This window comes from Frankia umida (assembly GCF_023242945.1).
Lineage (GTDB): Bacteria > Actinomycetota > Actinomycetes > Frankiales > Frankiaceae > Frankia > Frankia umida.
In genome coordinates this window covers 86,774-109,380 of the sequence record NZ_JALKFT010000001.1, presented here as the reverse complement: position 1 = coordinate 109,380, position 22,607 = coordinate 86,774, and the positions used below count along the sequence as shown (strand labels likewise).

General features: G+C 72.3%; 16 protein-coding genes and 2 pseudogenes. 8 read left to right on the top strand and 10 right to left on the bottom strand.

Annotated elements, in window-relative coordinates:
- Positions 1 to 99 precede the first annotated feature (99 nt).
- Complete coding sequence (locus MXD59_RS00405) at positions 100 to 804, bottom strand: TetR/AcrR family transcriptional regulator (RefSeq protein WP_248822960.1); 705 nt, start codon at positions 802 to 804, stop codon at positions 100 to 102.
- 127 nt (positions 805 to 931) lie between these two features.
- On the opposite strand from MXD59_RS00405, the gene MXD59_RS00400 reads away from it, so the two are divergent.
- From MXD59_RS00400 to MXD59_RS00390, 3 genes and pseudogenes are all read left to right on the top strand, one after another.
- Positions 932 to 2,845: an ABC transporter ATP-binding protein gene (locus MXD59_RS00400; RefSeq protein WP_248822959.1), complete on the top strand. Its 1,914-nt coding sequence runs from the start codon at positions 932 to 934 to the stop codon at positions 2,843 to 2,845.
- Positions 2,842 to 4,689: an ABC transporter ATP-binding protein gene (locus MXD59_RS00395; RefSeq protein ID WP_248822958.1), complete on the top strand. Its 1,848-nt coding sequence runs from the start codon at positions 2,842 to 2,844 to the stop codon at positions 4,687 to 4,689. The genes MXD59_RS00400 and MXD59_RS00395 overlap by 4 nt, the downstream gene beginning before the upstream one ends.
- Positions 4,690 to 4,724: 35 nt before the next feature.
- Positions 4,725 to 5,611, top strand: a pseudogene (locus MXD59_RS00390) (MFS transporter); the annotation flags it as partial.
- Between the two features lie 507 nt (positions 5,612 to 6,118).
- On the opposite strand, the gene MXD59_RS00380 reads toward MXD59_RS00390, so the two are convergent.
- The 4 genes from MXD59_RS00380 to MXD59_RS00365 all read right to left on the bottom strand — a co-directional run bounded on the left by MXD59_RS00380 (position 6,119) and on the right by MXD59_RS00365 (position 11,637).
- Positions 6,119 to 8,101, bottom strand: a complete 1,983-nt coding sequence (locus MXD59_RS00380; protein WP_248822957.1) for an ABC transporter ATP-binding protein — start codon at positions 8,099 to 8,101, stop codon at positions 6,119 to 6,121.
- Positions 8,098 to 8,973, bottom strand: coding sequence for an ABC transporter permease (locus MXD59_RS00375; protein WP_248822956.1), 876 nt, complete (start codon positions 8,971 to 8,973; stop codon positions 8,098 to 8,100). The genes MXD59_RS00380 and MXD59_RS00375 overlap by 4 nt, the downstream gene beginning before the upstream one ends.
- Before the next feature lie 7 nt (positions 8,974 to 8,980).
- Positions 8,981 to 9,925: an ABC transporter permease gene (locus MXD59_RS00370; protein WP_248822955.1), complete on the bottom strand. Its 945-nt coding sequence runs from the start codon at positions 9,923 to 9,925 to the stop codon at positions 8,981 to 8,983.
- Between the two features lie 143 nt (positions 9,926 to 10,068).
- Positions 10,069 to 11,637: an ABC transporter substrate-binding protein gene (locus tag MXD59_RS00365; protein ID WP_248822954.1), complete on the bottom strand. Its 1,569-nt coding sequence runs from the start codon at positions 11,635 to 11,637 to the stop codon at positions 10,069 to 10,071.
- A gap of 157 nt (positions 11,638 to 11,794) precedes the next feature.
- Between MXD59_RS00365 and MXD59_RS00360 the strand changes: the two genes are divergently transcribed.
- On the top strand, positions 11,795 to 12,634 hold the full coding sequence (locus MXD59_RS00360) for a TetR/AcrR family transcriptional regulator (protein ID WP_248822953.1): 840 nt from the start codon (positions 11,795 to 11,797) through the stop codon (positions 12,632 to 12,634).
- Positions 12,635 to 13,305: 671 nt separating this feature from the next.
- Positions 13,306 to 14,709 (top strand): HNH endonuclease signature motif containing protein, encoded by a 1,404-nt coding sequence (locus MXD59_RS00355; protein WP_248822952.1) that lies wholly within the window; start codon positions 13,306 to 13,308, stop codon positions 14,707 to 14,709.
- Positions 14,710 to 14,872: 163 nt separating this feature from the next.
- Here the strand turns inward: MXD59_RS00355 and MXD59_RS00350 are convergent, their stop codons facing one another.
- Positions 14,873 to 16,171 carry a hypothetical protein gene (locus tag MXD59_RS00350; protein ID WP_248822951.1) on the bottom strand — a complete coding sequence of 433 codons (1,299 nt, stop codon included), beginning with the start codon at positions 16,169 to 16,171 and terminating at the stop codon, positions 14,873 to 14,875.
- Positions 16,172 to 16,250: 79 nt separating this feature from the next.
- Here MXD59_RS00350 and MXD59_RS26820 point away from each other — a divergent pair, with 79 nt between their 5' ends.
- Entirely contained in the window at positions 16,251 to 17,063 is an 813-nt protein-coding gene (locus MXD59_RS26820) for a glycosyltransferase (RefSeq protein WP_248822950.1), read from the top strand.
- Positions 17,064 to 17,100: 37 nt separating this feature from the next.
- Here MXD59_RS26820 and MXD59_RS26815 read toward each other — a convergent pair.
- Positions 17,101 to 17,295 (bottom strand): annotated as a pseudogene (locus tag MXD59_RS26815) (DUF2278 family protein); the annotation flags it as partial.
- Between the two features lie 144 nt (positions 17,296 to 17,439).
- Here MXD59_RS26815 and MXD59_RS00335 point away from each other — a divergent pair.
- Entirely contained in the window at positions 17,440 to 18,306 is an 867-nt protein-coding gene (locus MXD59_RS00335) for a siderophore-interacting protein (protein WP_248822949.1), read from the top strand.
- A 64-nt stretch (positions 18,307 to 18,370) separates the two neighbouring features.
- Here MXD59_RS00335 and MXD59_RS00330 read toward each other — a convergent pair whose 3' ends face one another.
- On the bottom strand, positions 18,371 to 19,810 hold the full coding sequence (locus MXD59_RS00330) for a glycoside hydrolase family 3 N-terminal domain-containing protein (protein ID WP_248822948.1): 1,440 nt from the start codon (positions 19,808 to 19,810) through the stop codon (positions 18,371 to 18,373).
- Between the two features lie 143 nt (positions 19,811 to 19,953).
- The gene (locus MXD59_RS00325) at positions 19,954 to 20,760 is read right to left on the bottom strand and encodes an SAM-dependent methyltransferase (protein WP_248822947.1); all 807 of its coding nucleotides are present in this window, start codon (positions 20,758 to 20,760) and stop codon (positions 19,954 to 19,956) included.
- Between the two features lie 403 nt (positions 20,761 to 21,163).
- Here MXD59_RS00325 and MXD59_RS00320 point away from each other — a divergent pair, with 403 nt between their 5' ends.
- Positions 21,164 to 21,970, top strand: a complete 807-nt coding sequence (locus MXD59_RS00320) for an OmpA family protein (protein ID WP_248822946.1) — start codon at positions 21,164 to 21,166, stop codon at positions 21,968 to 21,970.
- Positions 21,971 to 22,071: 101 nt separating this feature from the next.
- On the opposite strand, the gene MXD59_RS00315 is transcribed toward MXD59_RS00320, so the two are convergent.
- Positions 22,072 to 22,503 carry a hypothetical protein gene (locus MXD59_RS00315; RefSeq protein WP_248822945.1) on the bottom strand — a complete coding sequence of 144 codons (432 nt, stop codon included), beginning with the start codon at positions 22,501 to 22,503 and terminating at the stop codon, positions 22,072 to 22,074.
- Between the last annotated feature and the right edge of the window lie 104 nt (positions 22,504 to 22,607).

Below are 22,607 nucleotides of genomic sequence, written 5' to 3'. Positions count from 1 at the left end.
GGCCGCCGTCCGGGGCGCTCCGTCGCGCCGCTGGCCGTTTGGTCCGGGCCGGGCCGGGCCGGGCGGTGCCGGGTGGTGCCGTGCCGTGCCGTGCCGGGTTCAGGGGCGGCGGCTCAGGGCGGTCAGCCAGCTGGCGGCGCCGTCCAGCGCCCGCTCCACCGTGAACTCGTAGAACTCCAGATCCAGGACCGCGGCCGGCCGTGGGTCGCGGGCCCGGGCGAGGGCGTCGACGCTGGCCGCGGCGAGCCCGGGTGGCCCGTCGTCCTGGAAGTCACCGAGCACCTCGGCCATCCGACCGCGGGACTCGGGCCGATCATCGCGGTCGTCCTCCACCGCGACCATCATGAACGCGGTGTTGAGCAGGAAGCGGTAGACCAGGGTGGCATCGGCGCCGAACCCGGCCCGCTGCAGCACCTGGATGCCCCGGTCGATCGTCGGCAGGGCCGCCGGCACGGTCGGCCCCATCAGCACCACCCGCCGGGCCAGCCCCCGGAACTGGCGCAGCACGCCACGTCCGTCACGCAGCAGGTGACGGAACCACTCCCGCCACTCGAGGCCGGGGTCGGGCACCGGGATGAGCGCGATCACCCGGTTGGTGATCGCGTCGAGAACCGCCTCGCGGTCACCCACGTGGTGGTAGATCACACCAGGCCAGACCTCCAGGGCGGCGGAGAGCTGGCGGATCGACCAGCCGTCCAGGCCTGAGGCGCGGGTCAGTTCGAGGGCCACATCCACGATCTTGTCGGCCGTCATCGGCGGCAGCCCGGCGGCCGGACGCGAGCGCGAGGAACTGGGCCGATCCATGTCGTCACCCTAACTGCCGATCCCAGGGGCGCCCGGCACCTATTAAGGTTTACCTAAGCTGTTAGACAGTGTCTAAGATGGGCGGGACGCTGTCCGGCGAATCCAGACGTCAAGCGAAGGTCGACAGATGAGCGAAGATCGAGCGGCGCTCGGGGTGCTGCTGCGACCCATCCGAGGCCGGCTGTGGCTGGCCACCGCCGTGCAGGCCGTCGCCACCGCCGTCGGCGTGGTCCCGTTCGTGGCGGTCGCGGAGCTCGGGCGCACCCTGCTCGCCGACGGCCCGGTCGATCACGATCGGGCCTGGGCGGTCACCTGGGTGGCCGCCGGGGCGGTGCTGGTGCGCCTGGTCCTGCTCGCCGCGGCCGGCGGGGTCAGCCACTTCGCCGACAACCAGCTACAGCTCGACATCCGTCGGCGGATCCTCGCCCATCTGGGCCGGGTGCCGCTCGGCTGGTTCTCCGAGGGCAACTCCGGGGGTGTCAAGAAGGCCGTCCAGGAGGACGTGGCGACCATGCACCACCTGGTCGCGCACTCCCGCCTGGAGATCACCGCGGCGGCGGTCGGCCCGCTGGTGACCCTGGGCTACCTGTTCTGGGTCGACTGGCGGATGGCGCTGATCACGCTGGCGCCGCTGGTCGTCGGGCTCTGCTTCTACGCCCGCAACCTCGGCGCGGTCGGCGCCCAGCTCGGCGAGTTCGACCAGGCGATGGGGGCGATCAGCGCCAGCACGGTCGAGTTCGTCGACGGCATCTCCGTCGTGAAGATCTTCGGGCGGGCCCGGGGTGCGCACGACCGCTTCCTCGCGGCGGCGGACGACTACGCCACGTTCTTCCGGGGCTGGGTGACCTCGACGATCGGTCTGCGGGCGACCTCGGAGATCCTGCTCTCGCCGGTGGTCGCGCTGCTCGTCGTGCTGACCGGCGGTGGTCTGCTGGTGACACGAGCCGATCTGCCGGGCGTCGACCTGCTGCCGTTCGCGCTGCTGGGCACCGGCCTGTCCGCGCCGATCCTCGCGCTCAGCTACGGCATCTACAACATGCGTATCGCGCACCAGGCCGCCGCGAACGTGCGAGGCGTGCTGGCCGTGCCCCCGCTGCCCCTCGCCGCCACGGCCACCCCACCCGCCGCCGCTGCCGCCGCTGCCGCCGCTGCCGCGGGTGCTGTCGGTGACGAGATCGTGCTGGACGGCGTGCGGTTCTCCTACGACGGACGGACCGAGGTGCTGCGTGGCATCGACCTCACGCTGGCCCCGGGGACGATCACGGCGCTGGTCGGGGCGTCCGGCTCCGGCAAGTCGACACTCGCGTCCCTGGTGCCACGCTTCGACGACGTCACCGACGGTGCCCTGCGCCTGGGCGGGGTGGACGTGCGTGAGCTGCGCCCCGAGGAGCTCTACCGGCGGGTCGCGTTCGTCTTCCAGGACACCCACCTGCTGCGCGCCTCGATCGGCGACAACATCCGGCTGGCCCGACCGGACGCGGACCTCGCCACGGTCCGGGCCGTCGCCCGGGCGGCCCGCGTCGACGAGCGAATTCGCGCGCTGCCCCGCGGCTACGACAGCGTCGTCGGCGAGGACGCCCAGCTGTCCGGCGGTGAGGCGCAGCGGGTCGCGATCGCCCGCGCCCTGCTCGCCGACACCCCGGTGATCGTCCTGGACGAGGCGACGGTGTTCACCGACCCCGAGGCCGAGGCCGACATCCAGGACGCGCTGTCCGAACTGACCCGCGACCGCACGGTGCTCGTCATCGCCCACCGGCTCGCGACGATCGTCGGCGCCGACCAGATCGTCGTGCTGGCCGACGGCCGGATCGCCGAGCGCGGCACCCACGGCGAGCTGGTCGCCGCGGGCGGCCGCTACGCCCACATGTGGGCCGCCCACGAACAGGCCGCCGACAGCCAGCCCATCCCCGAGCAGCCCATCCCCGAGCAGCCCATCCCCGAGCAGCACGGCCCCGAGCAGCCCATCCCCGAGCAGCACGGCCCCGAGCAGTCCGGCCATGACCAGCCCGGCCTCCCGACCGGAACGGAGCAGCGCCGATGATTCGCCGACTGTTCGCTCTGCTCGGCCCCGAGCACCGCGGTGAACTGCGCCGGCTGCTGGGCTGGCTGGTCGCGGCGGCCGCGCTGCAGGGCGTCGCGTTCGTGCTGCTCGTGCCCATTCTGCGGGCCCTGCTCGGCGACGACCCGGACAGCGTCTGGCCCTGGGTGATCGCCCTGGCCGGGGTCACCCTCGGCTACGGCGTCGCCCACCAGATCGGCCTGCTGGCCAGCGCGAACGCCGGCGCCGGCCTGTCCCGCACGGTGCACCACCGGATCGGGACGAAGGTCGCCGCCCTGCCCCTGGGCTGGTTCTCCGCCGACCGGACGGCCGCCGTCAACCAGCTCGCCACCCGCGATGTCATGGACGTCATGGGGGTGTTCGCCCACCTGCTGCGTCCGCTGCTCACCGGCTTCGTCACCCCGGCCGTCGTCGTCGCGCTGATGTACGCCTTCGACTGGCGGCTCGCCCTCGCCGCGACCCTGACCATCCCGGTGCTGGCCGTGGTGTACCGCTGGGCCAGCCGGCTCTCCCGCGCCGCCGACGTGGCCAGCGACGAGGCGCAGGTGTCGGCGGGTGCCCGGATCCTCGAGTTCGCCCGGGCGCAGCGGGTCCTGCGGGTGTTCGGCCGCGGGCCGGCCGGGTCCGCTGCCCGCATGCTCGACGATGCCCTCGTCCGCCAGCGTGAGGCCGGGTATCGCCAGCTGAGTCGGGCCGTCCCCGGTCTGATCGGGTTCGCGGTCGCGGTCCAGGCCGCGTTCACCGTGCTCATCGTCGTCGGCACCGACCTGGCCCTCGGTGGCTCCCTGGACGCGCCGACCCTGCTCGCCCTGCTGGTCCTCGCGGCCCGGTTCGTCGAACCGCTGACCGAGGCCGCCGTGCTCGGCACCGAAGTGCAGAAGGCCGACCGGGCGGTGGCCCGCATCGAGCACCTGCTCGCCGTCCCGCAACTGCCCGAACCGGCCGCCCCACGCCATCCGACCAGCACCACCATCGAGTTCGACAGCGTGGTGTTCAGCTACCCGCCGGCCCTGGTCCACCCGCCGGCCCCGGTCGAAGGGTCGCCGGCCGACGTCGAGGCGGGACGGCGGGTGCTGTCCGGGGTGTCCGCGCGGCTGCCCGCGGGAACGACGACGGCGCTCGTGGGCCCGTCCGGCGCGGGCAAGACGACGGTCACCCGGCTCATCGCCCGGTTCTTCGACGTCGACTCCGGCGCGGTGCGCATCGGTGGGGTGGACGTCCGCCAGATCGCCACCGACGAGCTGATGTCGCTGGTCTCCGTCGTGTTCCAGCACGTCTACCTGTTCGAGGGCACGATCGAGGACAACATCCGGGTCGGCCGTCCGGACGCCACCGACGCCGACGTGCGGGCCGCGGCCCGGCTGGCCCGGGTCGAGGAGATCGCCGACCGGCTGCCCGACGGCTGGAACACCCGGGTCGGTGAGGGCGGCAGCACCCTGTCCGGCGGTGAACGCCAGCGGGTCTCGATCGCCCGCGCCATCCTCAAGAACGCCCCGATCGTGCTCCTGGACGAGGCCACCTCGGCCCTCGATCCGGAGAACGAACAGGCCGTCACCGAGGCCCTGAGCGCCCTGCGGGCCGGTCGCACCGTGCTCGTCATCGCCCACCGGCTGGGCACCGTCACCCAGGCCGACCAGATCCTCGTCCTCGATCAGGGTGTCATCGCCGAGGCCGGCACCCACGCCCAGCTCATCGGGGCCGGCGGCCGCTACGCCGCCTTCTGGAAACGCCGCCGGGCCGCCGCGGGCTGGCGCATCGCCCCGGTGGGGGTGACCCCCGACCCCACGGCCACCCTCGCCCGCCTCCCGCGGGCATCCACCCCGTAGGCCCGTCCGACCTGGCGTTGTAGGGAGCGGTTCCGATGCGTAGGTGGCTACCCCTGATAACGGTGTCGCTCAGCACGTTCATGCTGCTGGTCGACATCACGATCGTGAGCGTCGCCCTCCCGGAGATGGCCCGCGCGCTCGACTCGTCGTTCACCGACCTGCAGTGGACCGTCGACATCTACGTGCTGGTGCTGGTCGCGCTGCTGATGGCGATCGGCTCGGCCTCCGACCTGGTGGGCCGGCGCGCGGTGTTCCTGGCCGGCCTGGTCGTGTTCGCCGGCGCGTCGCTGGCCTGCGGGCTCGCGCAGAGCACCGAGTTCCTCATCGCCGCCCGCGGGGTGCAGGGGCTCGGTGGCGCGGCGATGTTCGCCACCAACGCGGCGCTGCTCGGCGCCACCTACCGTGGCCGGGACATCGGCATCGCGTTCGGCGTGTGGGGCGCGGTCAACGGTGCGGCCGCGGCGCTGGGCCCCATCCTCGGTGGACTGCTCACCCAGCACGTCAGCTGGCGCGCGATCTTCCTCTCGATCCGCGGCTGTTTCGCGGCCCGTCGTTCTCCGCGTTGATGCTCGGCGGTCTCGTGCTGACCGGTGCGGCGTTCGCCAACCTCGTGTTCGTCTCGGTGTGGGCGCAGACCGTGCTCGGTCTCGGCCCGGTGAAGGCCGGCCTCGTGCTCACCCCGCTCGCCGGGGTGTCGTTCGTCGTCGCCGGGGCCGGCGGACGGCTGCTGCACGGCGTCCCCGCGCGCTACTCGATCGGCGCCGGACTTCTGCTGGTCGGCATCGGCACCCTGCTGGACATGCTGGTCGTCCCCTCCTCCGGCTGGACCGCCCTGCTCGCCGGCCTGGTCGTGACCGGCGTCGGCGTCGGCCTGGCCTCCCCGGTGCTCGCCTCCGCCGCCCTCACCACCGCCCCGCCGGAACGCGCCGGCATGGCCAACGGCGCGATGAACACCTTCCGCCAGCTCGGTTTCGCCGTCGGCGTCCCCGTCTTCGGGACGGCCCTGGCCAGCCAGGCCCGCGACAGCCTGCGCGGCAGCGGCCAGTTCGACGATCCCGCCGCCGCCGGCGCCCTGTCCGGTGGCGGTGCCCCCGAACTGCTCACCCGCGTCCCCGCCGCCGCCCGCGACGCCGCCGACCACGCCCTGCGCACCGCCTTCACCGCCGGCCTCGACCGCATCTTCCTGGTCTGCGGCATCGCCGGCCTCCTCGCCGGCGCCGCCGTCCTGACCCTGGTCCGCCCCGCCCTCACCGGCCCCGGTCCCACATCCACCCTGGACGGCGACACCCCCGCATCGGACGGCGTGGCGCCTGCCGGCCTCCCCACCCCCACCCGCGGCGACGGCGGTCCGGTCCCCACCGGCGCCAACACCCAGCCCGCGCCTCGCCGATCGCGGCGTGAGAACGCACGGCGGCACGAACATCGCCGGCTAGGAGCGGGCGGTGAGGTGGCCGTCACGCAGCTCGAGGATGTGGTCGGCCACGGCACCGACGGCGCCCCGGTCATGACTGATGAACACGACGGCCAGCCGGTGCGTGCGGACGAGACGGCGGATGAGCTGGCAGAGCGCGTCGGTCGACACCGCGTCCAGGGCGGAGGTCACCTCGTCGCAGATCAGCACATCCGGGTAGGTCGCCAGGGCGCGGGCAAGCGCGAACCGCTGCCGTTGGCCGCCCGAGAGCAGCCCCGGTCGCCGGGACGCGAGCGACGGATCAAGCCCGAGCTCGGCCAACAGCCCGGCCACCGTGGCCCTGCCGTCCCAGCGCGGGCGGGTGTCGTCGGCGGCCAGCCGGTAGGCGTCCGCCACGCCGGCGCCGACGGGACGGCGCGGGTTCAACGAGGTGTACGGGTCCTGGAACACATAGCCGATGCCTCGACGCTGCCGCGGTGGACGTCGCACCGCCGCGGGCCCCAGCGGTACCCCGTCCAGCTCGACGCTGCCCGCGTCCCAGGGGTGCAGACCCAGCACCGCCCGGGCCAGGCTCGTCTTCCCGGCCCCCGACGCGCCGATCACCCCGACACATTCGCCGCGCCGGACCGTCAGATCAACCCCCCGCAGCACCTCGACCCGATGCCGCCCGCCTCCCGCCGACACCCGCAGCCCCGCGACACGTAACACCACCTCCCCGGCCGGCTCCGCGTTCCTGGCCGGCTCCACCTCCCCGGCCGGCTCGGCCTTCCCGGACAGGCCGGCCTTCCCGGAGGGGGCTGCCGTGCCGGAGGGGGCTGCCGTGCCGGAGGGGGCTGCCGTGCCGGAGGGGGCTGCCGTGCCGGATGTCGCCGGTGCGGGGAGAGCACCCGGATCCGGACGGACCGCTGTCGCCGGATCGGGCTGGGCGGTCATGGTCGGTTCGGGGGACGGGGATGCGTCCGGGATGGTGGGGCATAGCCGGCGGGCGGCGGTGACCAGCGCGGTGGTGGCCGCTGCCTGGGGGCGTTCGAGCAGGTCACGGGGCGTGCCGTGCTCCACGAGGCGGCCGGCGTCGAGGACGGCGAGGTCGACCGGGCCTGGCAGGGTCCGCACCGCGTCCAGGTCATGGCTGATCAGGACGAGGGTGAACGGGCGTCGCGCGCGCAGATCGCCGATCAGGGTGAGCAGGGCCGTGGCCTGTTCGGGGGGGACGTTCGCGGTCGGCTCGTCCAGCACGAGCACGTCCGGTTCGCCGACCAGCGTCAGCGCGAGCAGAAGTCGTCCGCGCTGGCCGCCGGAGAGCTGGTGGGGATAGCGCGCGAGGAAACCGGGATCATCCGGTAGCCCGACCGCCCGCAACGCCGCCCGGACGGCGACGGCCCGCGCCGCCCGCGTCTCTCGTCTGGTCGGCGCCGACCCGCCGACCTGGGGTTTCCCGTTCGTCCGCGCCCGCGCCGGGTGCCCGCGGCCGCGCCGTCGGGTTGGTCCGGCGTCCGACCGGCCATCCAGAATGCTGCCGGGGCTGTCGGGAACACCGGGGCTGTCGGGAACACCGGGGCTGTCGGGAACACCGGGGCTGTCGGGAACGCCGGGGCTGCCGGGAACACCGGGGCTGTCGGGAACGCCGGGAGCGTGGTGGTGCGGGGTGGCGACGATGGTGAGCATCTCGGTGAGGAGCCAGGAGACGCGCCGGGTTGGGGTGAGGGCGGCGGCTGGGTCCTGCGGGAGGTAGCGGACGCGGCGTCTGTGCAGGTCCCGGGCGCGGGGGGAGTGGCGGGCGAAGACGTCCACGTCGTCGATCGCCACCGTGCCACCGGTGTGGTGCAGGCCGGGACCGAGATGACCGAGCAGGGCCATGGCCAGAGTCGACTTGCCGGCACCGGACGGGCCGATGACGGCGAGCGTCGCATCGGCGGCCAGCTCCAGCGATACCCCGTCCAGGATGGGGTGCCCGCCCGGGGTGTGGATGCCCAGCTCCCGTACGGCGATCTTCGGAATCACGCGCGGTCCGCGCGGTCTGTGTCCGCGTGGGCAGAGCGGGCGGGGCGGCCCGCGCGGGTGGTCTGGTCCAGACGGGCCACGCAGGCGTCGCTGAGCAGGGTGACGCCGATGGCGAGCATCGTGATGGCGAGGGCGGGGGCCAGTACGGACCAGGGGGCGAGTGCCACCCCGGCGCTGTTCTCGCTGATCATCTGGCCCCAGTCGGGGGAGGGCGGTTGCGGACCGAAGCCGAGGAAACCCGCCGCGCTGATGACGAAGACGGACTCCACCACGCGGCTGCCCGCCCCGGCCACGATGATGGTCCACAGGTTGGGCAGGAGTTCGCGGGTCAGGATGCGGCGGGTCGGGGTGCCGCACAGCACCGCGGCCTCGACGAACGGTTCGGCGACCAGGGTGCGGGTCGACATGTACACCACCCGCGCGGTCGTCGGGACGAGGACGACGACGATCGCGACGAACACCGCGGCCCCGCCGGCACCCACCGCACTCGCCGCCGCGGCGAGCACCACCACCGCGGGGACGGCGAGGACCACGTCCAACAGGCCGAGCAGGGCGCGCGCGCCGTACCGGCCGAGCCAGCCCGCGAGCACCCCTAACAGGACCGCGAACACCTGTGCGGCCAGCACCGCGAGCAGGGTGACCAGCAGCAGACTGCGTCCGCCGAGCAACAGGCGGGAAAGGACGTCCCGGCCGAGGGTGTCGGTGCCAAGCAGATGCGCCGCGCTCGGACCGGCCAGCGGCGGCCCGACGCTCGCGGTCGCCGAGTACGGGCGGACGAGCCCGCCGACGAGCGTCGCGAGCACCGGCGGGGCGATGATCAGCAGGCCGAGCAGCAGGTCCGATCGGGGGGTGCGGGCCTTCACCGGGACCACCTGGCTCTCACCGGGACCGCCGGGACTTCGGGGCGAGCAGGTACATGGCGGCGTCCGCCAACGCGTTCACCGTGACGACGAAGACCGCCACGACGACGGTCACGGCCTGGATGACGGGGACGTCCCGCTGGGAGACCGCGGTCTGCAGCGCCCCACCGATACCCGGATAGCTGAACACGATCTCGACGACCACGACGCTCGTCACCAGGGCGATCGAGGTCAGCGCCGCCGCCTGGCAGACCACCGGCAGGGCGGCCGGCAGGATGTGCCGGGTCGCCACCCGCCACCGGGGAACCCCGCGCAGTGCGGCGGCGAGCGCCCACGGGGTGGCGGCCGCGTCCAGCACACTGGCGCGGATCAGGCGGGTCACGTAGGCGAAGGTGCTCAGGATCAGAGCCGCCGCGGGCAGCACCAGCAGTCGTGGTTGGAGGATCACCGGGTGGCGCGGGTCGACCAGCGCGAGCGCGGGCAGCCAGTGCAGCCGCACGGCGAACAGCGCGACGAGCAGCGCCGCGGTGACGAACGCCGGGATCGCCGAGACCGTCAGCGAACCGACGAGCAGCACCCGATCGGCGAGCCCACCCGGACGCAGACCCGCGAGTACCCCGGCCACCGTGCCGAGCACCGTGACGACGAGGAGCGCCACCGCCGCCAGCGTCAGACTGTTGACGAACGGACGGGACAGCAACGTGGTCACCGGCAGATCGTTGGTCTGCGACCGGCCGAGATCGCCACGCGGCAGACCGCCGAGCCAGTGGCCGTACCGTTCCCAGACCGGCTGGTCGAGGCCGAGCCGGACACGCTCGGCGCGCAGCTGCTCCGCGGTGGCGTATGGCCCGAGCCGGGCCCGCACGATGTCACCGGGCAACGCCGAGGTCGCCACGAACACCAGCACGGACACGCCAAGCACGACGCCGACCGCCTCGGCCAGCCGCCGCCCCGGCTCGGCCACCCGCTCAGCCCATCCCCGGCCTCGGCCCACACCGCCAGCGTCCATGACGCCCCGGCCCGAGCCGGCCGTGCTGGGGGTGCCAGTCGTGCTGTCGACAGCGGAGACCGGGACGGGGGAGACGTCCGGGTCAGGGGACGCCGGGCTCACCCGGTGCGGTGGACGAAGCTCAGGTCGGCGACCCCGTAGTTGGGGTTCGCGTCGACGCCGCCGACGGACGGCGCGGTCGCGACCAGACGCGGCGCGAAACCCCAGACCAGGTCCGGGCCGGCGTCGTAGAGCTGCTTCTGCAGGTCGTCAAAGGCGGTCCTGCGGGCGGTCGCGTCCTGGTCACCGACGGCCTTGTTGTAGGCGGTGTCCCAGGCGGGCCTCTTCCAGCCGAAGTTGTACGGGCCATCCGACAGGTAGATCAGGGGGGCCATGTCGGTGAACGCCCCGACCTGCGCGAAGGCCACCCCGGACGCCCTGGCCCACTGCTCGGGCTGGGAGAAGTAGACGTCCGGCGAGATGGTTCGCACCGTGATGTCAAAACCGACGGCGCGCGCCTGCTCGGCGAGCAGCTGCGTCGCCTCCACCAGACCGGGGCCGATCGGCGAGGTCAGCAGCTCGGCCTTGACCTGCGGCCTGCCGGCCTCACGCAGCAGCGCGCGGGCCTTGTCCGGATCGTGGGTGCGCTGCGCCAGCGCGGAGTTGTAGTTCGGCAGGCCCCGGCCCCACAGGTCGTTGCCGATGCTGCCGAAGCCGTACAGGGCGGTGTCAACGATCTTCTGCCGGTCCACGGCGTACTTGAGCGCCTGGCGGACCTTTTCGTCGTCGAACGGCGGGGCGAACATGTTCAGGAACCACGCGAGGCCCTGCTGGGCGCCACTGCGGTGGATGCTGATGGCCTTGTCCGCGCGCAGCGTGGACGCGTCCAGGTAGGCGACGTCGTCGGCCCACTCGACCTGGCCGGAGCGCAGCGCCGACAGCCGGGCCTTCGCGTCCGCCGCGGCGACGAGCTCGATGCGGTCGAGGTGGCCGCGGGCGTCGCCGTCCCAGTAGTCGGTGCGCCGGGTCAGGACGGTGCGCTGCCCCGGCGTGAAGGACTCGATCCTGTACGGGCCGCTGCCGACCACGTCGCCGAGCTTCGTCGCCGGCTTCCCGCCCGGCATGATCACCAGGACGACGCCGCTGACCCGGGCTGGCAGGTCGTAGACGGGGGAGGTCAGCGCGATCGTCGCCGTGCGCGCGTCGGTGGCCCTGCTCGCCTTCGCGTCGAACATCGCGATCGACGCGCCGCTCTCGGTACCCGTGAACGCCGCGAAGCTCGCCAGCACGTCGGACGTCGTCAGCGGCTTGCCGTCCGAGAACGTGATGTTCGGCTTGAGCTTGAGCGTCCACCGCGAACCATCGGCGTTCGGTGTCAGGCTCTCGTACAGCCGCGGCGTGACCGAACCATCCGGATGGGCGTCGCCGAGCCGCTCGTAGACCGCGAGCCCGCGCACCGATCCCAGCACGTCACGGCCGTGGATGATGTCCAGCGTGTCGGCCGGGCTGCTGGCGTAGGCCGCTCGCAGCGTACCCCCACGCCGAGGCGTGGAACTGGCCGCCGCCACGGGACCCGCCGAGCCGCTGGAGTCATCCCCGCAGGCGGCGAGCAGCGACGGCACACCCAGCGCCCCGAGCGCCACCATGCCGGCGCGCCCGAAGCCCCGCCTGGTCAGCGCCCCGCTCATCGGACATCAACGTTCATCAAGGCCTGCTCCCCGCTTCGTCCCAGATCGCTGTCCCGGTGTCCGGACAACTTAGGCGTACCTTACGCGTACATCGCTCGCGTAAGGAATTCCTAAGTTTGCTTCTGGATGGCACCTTGCGGTGTGCGAAGATGACCAGGTGGGGACCCCCGGTGCGGATGGCAGCACGCTGAGTCCCGACGGCACGCTGAGTTCCGACGGCACGCTCAGTCCTGACGGCACGCTGAGTCCTGACGGCACGCTGAGTCCCGACGGCACGCTCAGTCCTGACGGCACATTGAGTCCCGACGGCACGCCGCGAGCGGTCACCGGTGTGGTGGTGGCGGCCACGCCGCTGGGCCGCTACGGGCATCGGCGACCGCGACCCGGGCTCAGCCGGGCCCGGGTCGTCGACGCGGCGCTGCAGGTCGTCGCCCGGGTCGGGCTGGACGGCCTCACCATGCGGGCCGTCGCCGCCGAGCTGGACACGGCGACCACCTCGCTCTACCGGCACATCGCCGACCGGGAAGCCCTGCTGGCCGCCATGCTCGCCCGGGTCGCCTCGCACCTGCCGGTGAACGCGCCCGGTCACACGCCGCTGGAACGCCTCACCGCCCGCCTGGTCGGCGCGCACGACCTGCTCGCCGCGCGGCCGTGGGTGCCGTACGTCCTGGTCACCGGGCAGTATGTGGCGGCTGAGTCACTGGCCTTCGACGAGGCGAACCTCGCCGATCTGGTCGCCGCCGGTCTCGCCCCGATCGCAGCCGCGATCGCCTATCGAGGCTGCTGGCATCTGCTGGTCGGCGAACTGCTCGACCAGCACGCCCTGCCCGCCGCGGTGGCCGCCCGCCGCCGCCGCCGAGCCGCCCTCCCCGTGGACGACCTTCCACTGCTGGCCTCCGTCGGCCCCGCCCTCGCCGACCCCGCGGCGGACACCTTCGCCCAGTCCGTCGCCCTCCTGCTCCGCGCCGCCCTCGCCGACACCACGACCGCCGACTGACGCCACCGTTTTTGCCGACTGACGCCACCGTTTTTGCCGGCTGGCACTGCCCTGTCGGCTGGCACCGCCCTGGCGATGGGTGGCGCCGTCGCCGGCGGGGCTGATGGTGGCTGGCGGCGGGGCTGATGGTGGTGCCGGATGGGGGCTCAGATGCTGGTTGGGAGCCGGACTGGGCCGCACCCGAAGCCGGGCGGTTGATCCTGACTTCGACCGTGCCCACCGAGCAGGGCGGTGGGGTCTGGTCCGCGCACGATCCGATGGGCCATGGAACCGCGTAGTCCGTTCGGGTGGCAGCGTTTTCCACAGGGCCATTTTCCACAGATTTAGAACATGTGTTCGACATCTGACTTCAGTCGAGCTATCGTCAGAGCATGCTCATTCATCCGAATGGAGCCGCCGGCCCTGAGCCGCCCGGAGGCTCCGCAGATATTCGTTCTGATGGTGGGAATGGTGGTTTCCCGGCCGCCCCGGATATCCCTGCCAAGCAGGATTTCCCTGCGGGTTCCGATTCCTTTGATCGCGCTGTCCCAGGTCGTGTTTCGCAGGAGTGCCCGACCGAGTCCGAGGAGGATGTTTCCGAGTCCACGGGCGGAGCTGGTCGCGGCTCGTCCGGGAGCTGCGCGGGTGAGGCGTCGGGTGATGGCCGGTCGGCGGCGGAAAGCCTGCTGGGCGTGCTGGCCGCAACGGTCGAAGGCCTGCTGGGGTCGCAGACGTGGCGTTGGTCCTCCGACGACGTGACCGAGGCGATCTGCGCGTTGCGTGATCTGGACGCGCGATTGGCCGCGGTGCGCAGCATCATGCTGCTCGAGGCGCAGGAGCGGGGGCTCGCGTCGAACGACGGCGCGATCGATCTGGCACGGTGGCTGGCCGGGCGGCTGGTGCTGCCCAAGTCAGAAGCCGCCCGCCAGGTGGCCCTGGCGGAGAAGCTGTTCGCCGGCCCGTATCGGGCGACGGGTGAGGCGTTGGCCGCCGCGCGGATCAGCGCAGATCATGCCGTAGTGATCATGGAAGGGCTGGATGTCCTGCCGGAGGACCTGCCCGAGGCGGTGCGGGCGAAGGCTGAGGCGCATCTGCTGGAGGATGCCAGCCAGCTCGACTGGCGCCAGCTGAAGAGGGCCGCGATCCGGCTGCGTGAGCAGCTGACCCAGGTGGATACTTCGCCGGGCGGCGATGATCCGCATGAGGACAGCCGCAGGGGGGAGCACTCCGGGTCTCGCGGCCGTGCCGGCGAGGAGAGCGAAGGCGAAGACGAGGGTGGCAGCTGTGAAAGCGGCGGTGGCGGTGACGGAAATGGCACGTTCGCTGGCGGGGGTCGGTGGCATGATCCGCTGGATGCACGGGGGCTGACGTTCGTCGACACCCCGGAGGGCACGACGTTGATCCGCGGAGAGCTCGACGCCGAGGGTGCGGCCCTGCTGCGCACCGCGCTGGACGGGCTGTCCGCTCCGGCGCCGGGCAAGAACGGGGTGCGTGACCTGCGCAGCCCCGCCCGTCGGCGGGCGGACGCGCTGGTCGAGTTCGTGCGCCGCGCGCTGTCGGCGGATGTCGGCCCGGCCGCCGGCGGGACTCGGCCGCATCTCACGGTCGTCATCGGATGGGACACGTTTCTCGGTGACGGAAACGAGCCGGCCATGACCGAATGGGGCCTTCCGCTTTCGCGGGAAGCCATTCTTCGGATCTCCTGTGACGCGCAGGTCGGCCGGATCATCCTTGGCCCCGACAGCGTCCCATTGGATGTCGGCCGGTCGGAAAGAATCGTCCCTCCGCATATCCGCAGGGCGCTGGTCTCCCGGGATTTCTGCTGCGCTTTCCCGTATTGTGATCGGCCATCTTCATGGTGCGATGCGCATCATGTCAAGCATTGGGTCGATGGGGGTGAGACGAAAATAGATAATCTGGTTCTGCTGTGTTCCCGGCATCATCAGCGGGTGCATCGCGAGAAGTGGCAGATCGTCGTGAGTGGGGATCGCCGGCCCTCCTTCATCCCGCCCTCCTTCATCGATCCGCAGCGCCGTCCGCGGCGTAATCCGTATGCGCAGCCGCCGCCGGACATGTTCAGCGGCCTGTTGGGCTGAAGCCGCTCCGGTGTGGTCAGGGAATCACCCGGACGGCCGGGGTGGGCGCCTGGTCGGGCCTGCGATGAGGCATCCAGGAAGGGGATTCGTGGTGCTGTTCCGGTTGCGGTACCGGTCGGTGCGACAGCGCATGGGCGTGGCCGCGACGACGAGTGCGGCGCGTTCAGCTGTCGTCGGGGTCGTCGTCCGGGCTGGGGCGCGGCTCGCGGCGGCGGCCCGGGCTGTCGTCACCGTTGTGCTGCTGGCCGGTGAGGTACCAGGTGCCGGCGATGATGGTGACAGCGAACAGCAGCAGTCCGATGCCGAGGATGCCCATGAGCAGCGCCCGGGCGCCCAGGGAGAGATCGCCGGAAAGTGTGATCGGGAACGACCCGACGGTGAAGGCGATGGCCGCGGTGAACACGGTCACGAGTTCGACGGCCTGGATGGACGAACGCGACAGGGTTCGGCGCAGGTCGCGGTCGGCGGCGGCCTGGCGCTGCCAACGGGTCCGCTGCTCGCTGGTCTCGGCGGCGCGCAGCAGCCCCTCCTCGATCGACTCCTGCTCGCGCAGGTACTGCTCCTGGAGCGTGTTGTGGCTGATTCTCGAGCCGATCGCGGGCAGTAGCCGCAGCGCGCTCTCTATCGTGCTGAGCGCCGCGGCGTAGTCGCCGCACAACCGGTGGCCGCGGGCGAGCCGGAAATGGAACAGGTGGTCGTCGGGGTAGGCCGCCACGGCTTCGGTGGCCTGCCGGCGCAGCCACTCGCCCCGCTCGGGAAAGCGCTTGGCCGCCCACAGCGCGTTCAGGCAGACATCGACGACGGCGCGGGTACGCCCGGGTGCCGTCCAGGCCGCATCCAGCAGATCAAGGCCGTGGCCAGTGGTGATGGTGGAACTGCCCAGGGCGGCGAAGGCGCGCAGCGCGGTGAACAGCGGGTCGTCGCGGTGCTGGCCGGCGGCGACGGCGAGCAGGGAGGAGTCGAGAAACAGGCGCAGCTCGTCGAAGGCGAAGTTCGCCCGCAGCTTACCGGCGTGGTAAAGCGTGGCGAAGGCGGCGATGTCGACCGACCCCTGGTACTGCTCGACGATCCGTCCGGTGGCGAGGCTGAGATCCTGGCGGGATTCGACGCTGTCCCGAGTTATGAAGGCATAGCCCAGCGTCCATTTCTCGATGACGGCCGGGCGGATGGCGCGGGGCTGCGGACCGGCCGGATCGTCCGGGTCGGTGTGGTCGTACAGCCAGCGGGCGCAGCGGGCGGCGGTCTCGATCGTCGGCTCGGCCAGCAGCCGGCGCCGCCAGTAACGGTCGGCGCAGATCAGCCAGGGATCCACGGTGAAGTCCGCCGACGGAATCCGGAACGGCGGTTCGACACCCGCGTCGACGAGTTCGGCGGCGACGGCCTCGCAGACCCCGTCCAGCTCGCGGGAATCGGCGGTGGAAGCCGCGCGACTCAGCCGGCTGTTGATGGATGCAACGTCCACGCGACCTCTCTCATCGAATCTTTTCGGCATATCTACCACACTGATCAGGTGTGTCCCGGTACATACTGCGAACATGTGGGTGGATGTGGTCACCGCGGTGCACGCTGAGTACGCGGACTACCTGCCCTCGGCGTGGGAGTCGCTGCGCCGCCAGCACCATCCGCACTGGACGTGGCGTATCCAGATCGACGGGCCGGCCGAGGCGATCCGGGCCACGCTGGCCGCCTGCGGTGCCACCGACGACGGGCGGGTCGAGATCGCCGCGCATGGCACCCGCGAGGGTCCCGCCGTCGCCCGCAACATCGCCCTCGGTGCGTGCACCGCACCGCTGATCCAGAACCTGGACGCCGACGATGAGCTCGAACCCGAAGCCCTCGGCGCCCTGTCCGGTGCGCTGGCAGCCCATCCCGACGCCGGCTTCGCCGCCGGGCACGCCCGCGACCTGCACCCCGACGGCAGCCTGCACGTCACGCCGCTGGCGATACCCGCCGGCCCGCTGGTCCGCGGCGCCCTCGCCGTCGCCTGGAAGGCAGCGCTGCCCGAGCGGACCCTGCCACCCATCCATCCCGCCGGTGTCATGTGGCGGCGCACCCTGCTGTTCACCCTCGGTGGATGGGCTGCGCTGCGTGGTGTGGAGGACACCGCGACCCTGCTCGCCGGCTCCGCGCTCGCCACGGGCGTCCTGCTGGATCTGCCCACCCTGCGTTACCGCCGTCATGGCGCCCAGCACTCGCGCCGAAACGAAAAATTCTCGGGGGGGGGGGTGCCAGTATCTGCTCATCTGGCAGCGCGCTTCGTTGCTTTTCGCCGGCCCGCCCTGGGCAGACCACGAATCGTGGTGACGGGCCGGCAGTCGGATCAGAAGGTAGGGGTCGTCCTTCGTCGGGGGTGAATACGAAGATCTTTTCGGCGGTGGATTCCGGACCACACCGCTGCCCGAACGCGTACAGCCGTGCCTCGGGGACGGCCTGCGCGCGCGGCACGACATGTTCGAGACGCTCGAGCTTGTCGGCGAGGTCGTTGTCCAGGCCGGGGCGAACCGAGGGCAGAACGTGCATCGCGGTACGCGAGAACAGGTTCGCGCGCAGGAAGCCGGGGGCGAGACCGGCGGGCGCACCGGCCAGCGGGTTCGTTGACCCGCGCGGAACACCCTCGTACTGTAGGTAAACCTTACCTACCTGGGGAGTCGTCGTGAACGATCAGGTCGTCAGGCGCGGTCGGCTTCGTGGGGGCCATCATCGCCGCCGTCCGGAACGGGTGGCCGCGGCATGACGAACCTGAAGGCGGCTGTGCGAGCGCTGTCGGTCGAGCGGCCGGGGCGGTTCCTGCGCTGCCCGGTGCGGGTCGAATCCGCCGCTGTGGTCTCGCCGTCCTTCCAGCGGGTGACGCTGGTCGCTGACGGTTTCGCCGGGTACACCGAGCAGCTTCCTGCCGACGCGTTCCGGCTGTTCCCCGGTGGGGTCGAGGAGCCGGTGGCCGGGTCGGCCGCCGGTGCGGTCGACCCGGGGGTGTCGCGGGCGTTCACCGTGCGGTCGTTCGATCCGGCGGCGAACCGACTGGTCTTCGACGCACACGTCCATCATGGTGGGCTTACGGCCCGCTGGCTTGACGGCGCCGCCGACGGTGGCACCGCCGAGCTGATCGGTATGCGGGTCGAGTTCGTCCCGGGGCCGATCGCCGCGCGGGTGGCCGACACGGTGCTCCTTCTCGCCGACCTCAGCGGTCTGCCGGCGGTCGCGGCCATCCTGACCGCGTTGTCGCCCGACCAGTCCGCCACCGTGGTGATCAGCGGCGCGGTGGCGGGGGATCAGCCGCTGCTGCCCGCGCGCCCGGGAGACGACGTCCGCTGGGTGCCCGCCGGTGGCCTGGTCGACGCGGTGGGTGGGTTGCCGCGCCCGTCCGGTGTGGCGGCGGGCTGGGTGGCCTCCGAAGCCGGAGAGGTCCGGGCGATCCGGCGCCTCCTGCTCGACGAGCTGGGGGTGGACCGCACCCAGCTGCACGCCGCGGCCTACTGGAAGCGCGGGAGCAGTTTCGACGACCTCGACGCCCAGAACGCCCGCCGCTACGCCGAGGCGATCGCCGCCGGCCACGACGTCACCGATCCCGCCGTCCTCGAGGAACTCGCCTTCTCCTGACCGGGCTGGCTGATGGCGGGGAAGCGGGGATCGCGGGGGAGCGGGGATCGCGGGGGAGCGGGGGTCAGGGCGTCCCGTCGCAGGTGAGCAGGCCTGCTCGGGCCTTGCTGGTGAGGACGGCGGTGGCGGCCTCGGCGAGACGGTGGGCGAAGGTCGGGTCGCGGTGGGCCGCCGCGGCCAGCGCCGTACTCATCGTCACACCATCGGCGCCGCGTACCGACAGTGCCAGGTCCCCGCCGGCCGCGATGAAGCGCACGGCCCGTTCCCCCACCGGCACCGACCCGACGGCGACCGCCGCCCCCAGGTCGTCGGACATCACCAGGCCGCGGAACCCCAGCTGCCCACGCAGCAGACCGGTGATGATCGGCTGGGAGAACACCGCCAACGCGGCCGGGTCAAGCCGCGGGTAGCGGGCCAGCGACACCATCATCGCCGCGGTATCGGCGGAGATCGCGGTGCGAAACGGCTCCAGGTTCGGGTCGGACGGGTCCGCCACGTCGTCCACGGCCTCGGTGGACGTGTCGGTGTTGGCGTGCACCCGGCCGAGCCCCGGGAAGTGCTTGGCCGTGGCCAGCAGGCCACTGTCCTGCATCGCGGGGATGACGACGCCCAGCGCCGCGGCGACGCCGCCCGGGTCGGTGCCGAAGTTGCGCTGGGACACGCCGATCGGCGGGTTGGCCCGGGCGGTACCCGCGGCGACGGTGTCGGCGACCGGCGCCAGGTCCAGTGTCACCCCGGCGCCGGCCAGGGCGCGTGCCCAGCTCGCGGTACGTTCCCGCAGGTCGGACGCATCCCAACGGCCCTGTTCGACGGCGTTCGGGATGCGCTCGAAACCTGCCCCCGACAGCGTCTGGACCTGGCCACCCTCCTGATCCACCGCGATGTGCAGGGCGATGCCGACATCGCGCCGCGCCGCGTCCTGCACGGCGCGCAGATCCGTACCCAGCTCGGACGCGGGCTGGGTGGAACGTCCGGCCAGGAACACCCCACCAAGGCGGGAGCGCCGGACGACGTCGACGGCCGCCCGCGCCTCGGTGATGGGCACCCCGACCATGACGACCTGCCCGGCCTGCCCCTCAACACCCAACCCGCCCGCCCGAGCCGCGACGCAGGCCGCCGCGGCGACACTCAGCCCCGCGGCTGACCGTCCGCTTCCAGCGGACCCGGCGGACGTTCCGCCTTTTCCCGCCGCCGCCGTCGACCCCACAGCACCGCCACCGCCACCGCTCGTACCACCGCGACCGCCGGCCGCATCCGGCCTGGTGGTGGCACTCGGACCGTCCGCGGCATCAAGGCGGTTGCCGAGGGCGACGGCCAGACCGGGGCTGGACGTGGCCGGATCGGGCGTCCGGGAGGGACTGTCGACCTGCGTGGACGCATCGACGTCGTGAGGTTCGGGCCGGCCGAGACCGCCCACGACGACGGAGCAGAACCCGAGGACCACCATCAGCAGCGCCGACACGGTGAGCCGCCGTCCGTCCTTACCACGAAAGATCCGGAGCATCGTGTTTACGGTACATTTCCGGCTCATGTCGATGTGCGCCGCGGGGTGGCCAGGGCACAGCGGGCAGCACGGTGACGGGAATTCCGACTGTGCGTGGGCAGCTTCTCGCCCGCAGGCCAGCAGCGAAAGTTGACCTTGCAACGCTAGGGCTTGCGGCCCACCCCGCCGTAGATGAACAGCGGCTCGGGCGCGGACCCGGCCGGGGGACGCCACAGCGGAGTCGAGACAACACCCGGCTCGACGACCGCGAGACCGTCGAAGAAGGACGTGACCTGCTCGGGCGTCCGCAGGTTGTACGGATGCCCGTCGGCCTGGGTGATCTCGATGGCCTTGTCGACGTCCTCGCCGTGGGTGCCGTCGTTGAGGGCGAGATAGCTGCCCGGGCGGACCGCGTCGAGCAGACGGGTCACGATGCTCGAGGCCTCGTCGTTGTCTGCGACGTTGCCCACGATGCCGAACATGACCAGCGCGACCGGCTCGTTGAAGTCCAGGATCTTGGCGGCCCCGGCGAGGATCTTCTCGGGGTCGCGGACGTCGGCGTCGACATAGGCGGTGGCCCCGCCGGGTGCGCTGGTCAGCAGCGCTCGGGCGTGCACCAGCACCAGCGGGTCGTTGTCCACGTAGACGATGCGGGAGTCCGGCGCGATCCGCTGCGCGACCTCGTGGGTGTTGTCCGCGGTCGGCAGGCCGGTGCCGATGTCCAGGAACTGGCGGATGCCCACCTCGCCGGCCAGGTGCGTGATCGCCCGGACCAGGAACTCCCGCTGCGCCCGGGCGACCCGCACGATGTCCGGGTACACCTCGTAGACCTTGTCGCCGAGCTCCCGGTCAGCGGGGAAGTTGTCCTTACCGCCGAGCCAGTAGTTCCAGACCCGAGCGCTGTGCGGCACGCTGGTGTCCACTCGCGACCAGGCGCTCTGCGCTGGTTCTTCCGTCCCCATATCAGCCATGATGCACTGTTCGATGCCGTCCGCGCCGACCTCTTCGCGCAGCGCGGCCGTTCGACACCGACATGCCGCGAACTTTTTCCATTGTTGGGTAGCCAGCGTTCATTTCATGGTGACCTGGCTGCGCGGCGCCGCGGCACTCAGGCGTGGCGTGGCGTGGCGTGGCGTGGCGTGGCGGCGTGGCGTGGCGTGGCGTGGCGTGGCGGCGTGGCGTGGAGTGGCGTGGCGGGATGGCGTGGCGTGGCGGCATGGCATGGCGGGATGGCGTGCTGTGGTGTGGGTACGGCGGCGCGGGATGCTCTGGGCGATCCGTCTGAGCTGGTGGTTCTCTGTCGGCTATCTGGCACTGTGACCGCCCGCGGGTCGGCCGGCGGTAGCGTCCCAGCCGTCCACGGTGGGGGAGCGCATGACGCGAACAGGAATGGTGACGCTGCTGGTCACCGCGACCGTCGGCACACTGCTCGTCGGCGGCTGCGCGGGCACGTCCGGGTCCGCCGGCGGCACGCCCTCGCCCCAGGCCCGGCCAGCCAGCACCGCGACCCCCCGACCCGCGACCGGCACGCCGACCGGTGATCAGCCCTCCTCGACGTTGCCGCCCGGAGCCACCCCGGGTCTGCATGACATCACCGGGGACGGAACACCCGACCCCACCTGCGGCACCCGGGATTACGGCGCGGGACTCGTCCTGCGCCTGCCCTGCGGGGACGTCAGCGGCTACGCGCACACCCCGGAGGACGGCACCAGGCTGGTCCCGGATTCGCTGTACCGACTGCCCGGACCCGACGACGTCGACCTCACCGGGATCTCGGCCGAGAACCTCGCCGCGACCGACGAGGCCGGCCGGGAGGTCTTCGTTCTGGTCTTCAACAGCGACGCCCTGTTCGAGACCGGCAGCTCCGTCATCGGCAGCACCGACACGATGGACGCGACCATCAGGCTGATCAACACGCGTTACGCCGGCGGAGACATCCAGATCCGTGGCCACACCGACGCGACGGGCACGGCCGGTGCCAACCAGGCCCTCTCGGAACGCCGAGCCGCCGTCGTCCGGCAGTACCTCCTCGACCACGGGGTGCGCGCGGCCTCGGTCACCTCCGTCGGCCTGGGCAGCTCGCGTCCCCTGGCCGAGGAGACCAACCCGGACGGTTCCCCCGACCCGGAGGGTCAGCGTTTCGACCGCCGCGTCGAACTCGTCGTCCGCCTGCCCCGCTAGCGCACTCCCCACCCGGCTTCGGGACCGATCTCTCCCGAGGCGAGACCGATCTCTCCCGAGGCGGCCGGGACCGCCTCGACCCGGCTGGCTTCCTCGGCCGGCTAGCTTCCTTTGACCTCGACCGGGCCGCACGCGGTGCCCTGGGCCACAGCCAGAATCGTCCGTGCGGTGGTCAGGTCGACCGTGATGCCGTCGCGCTCGAACCTGCCCGGTATGCGCTGGAGGGCGACCGCCTCGCCGTGCGCTGAACGTCGGCCTGTCGACGGGTCACGCAGATCGTGCTGGCACACCTGGATCACGTCCGCGCCGAGGGCCTCGTCCGATCGACCCTGCGCCAGTGCCGGGTACAGCGCCCGGAACGTGGAGACGAACGCGGCGACCTCCGTGGGGCGCCCGAACGCTGCCACCGGGCCTACCGTCGTGGCACCCGGATTCGACGGCGGCGCAGCCCCACCACCACCCTTGCCCGCGGCGCCGCATCCGGCCATCGCCGTCAGCGCGACGCCCCACACCCACATGCCACGAACGCTCACGGCACCCCTTCCGGATCGCCTGGCAGGCACGAGAAGCCCGTTTTTTCGGCCCGGCGCGAAAACACCTTTCCCAGCCCCACCCGTACGATCCCACGCTGACGGTC

Coding starts and splice junctions, on each gene's coding strand:
- MXD59_RS00325 (WP_248822947.1), bottom strand. CDS start 20,760: ATGGCTGATATGGGGACGGAAGAACCAGCGCAGAGCGCCTGGTCGCGA.
- MXD59_RS00335 (WP_248822949.1), top strand. CDS start 17,440: ATGACGAACCTGAAGGCGGCTGTGCGAGCGCTGTCGGTCGAGCGGCCG.
- MXD59_RS00365 (WP_248822954.1), bottom strand. CDS start 11,637: ATGAGCGGGGCGCTGACCAGGCGGGGCTTCGGGCGCGCCGGCATGGTG.
- MXD59_RS00400 (WP_248822959.1), top strand. CDS start 932: ATGAGCGAAGATCGAGCGGCGCTCGGGGTGCTGCTGCGACCCATCCGA.
- MXD59_RS00395 (WP_248822958.1), top strand. CDS start 2,842: ATGATTCGCCGACTGTTCGCTCTGCTCGGCCCCGAGCACCGCGGTGAA.
- MXD59_RS00320 (WP_248822946.1), top strand. CDS start 21,164: ATGACGCGAACAGGAATGGTGACGCTGCTGGTCACCGCGACCGTCGGC.
- MXD59_RS00405 (WP_248822960.1), bottom strand. CDS start 804: ATGGATCGGCCCAGTTCCTCGCGCTCGCGTCCGGCCGCCGGGCTGCCG.
- MXD59_RS00330 (WP_248822948.1), bottom strand. CDS start 19,810: ATGCTCCGGATCTTTCGTGGTAAGGACGGACGGCGGCTCACCGTGTCG.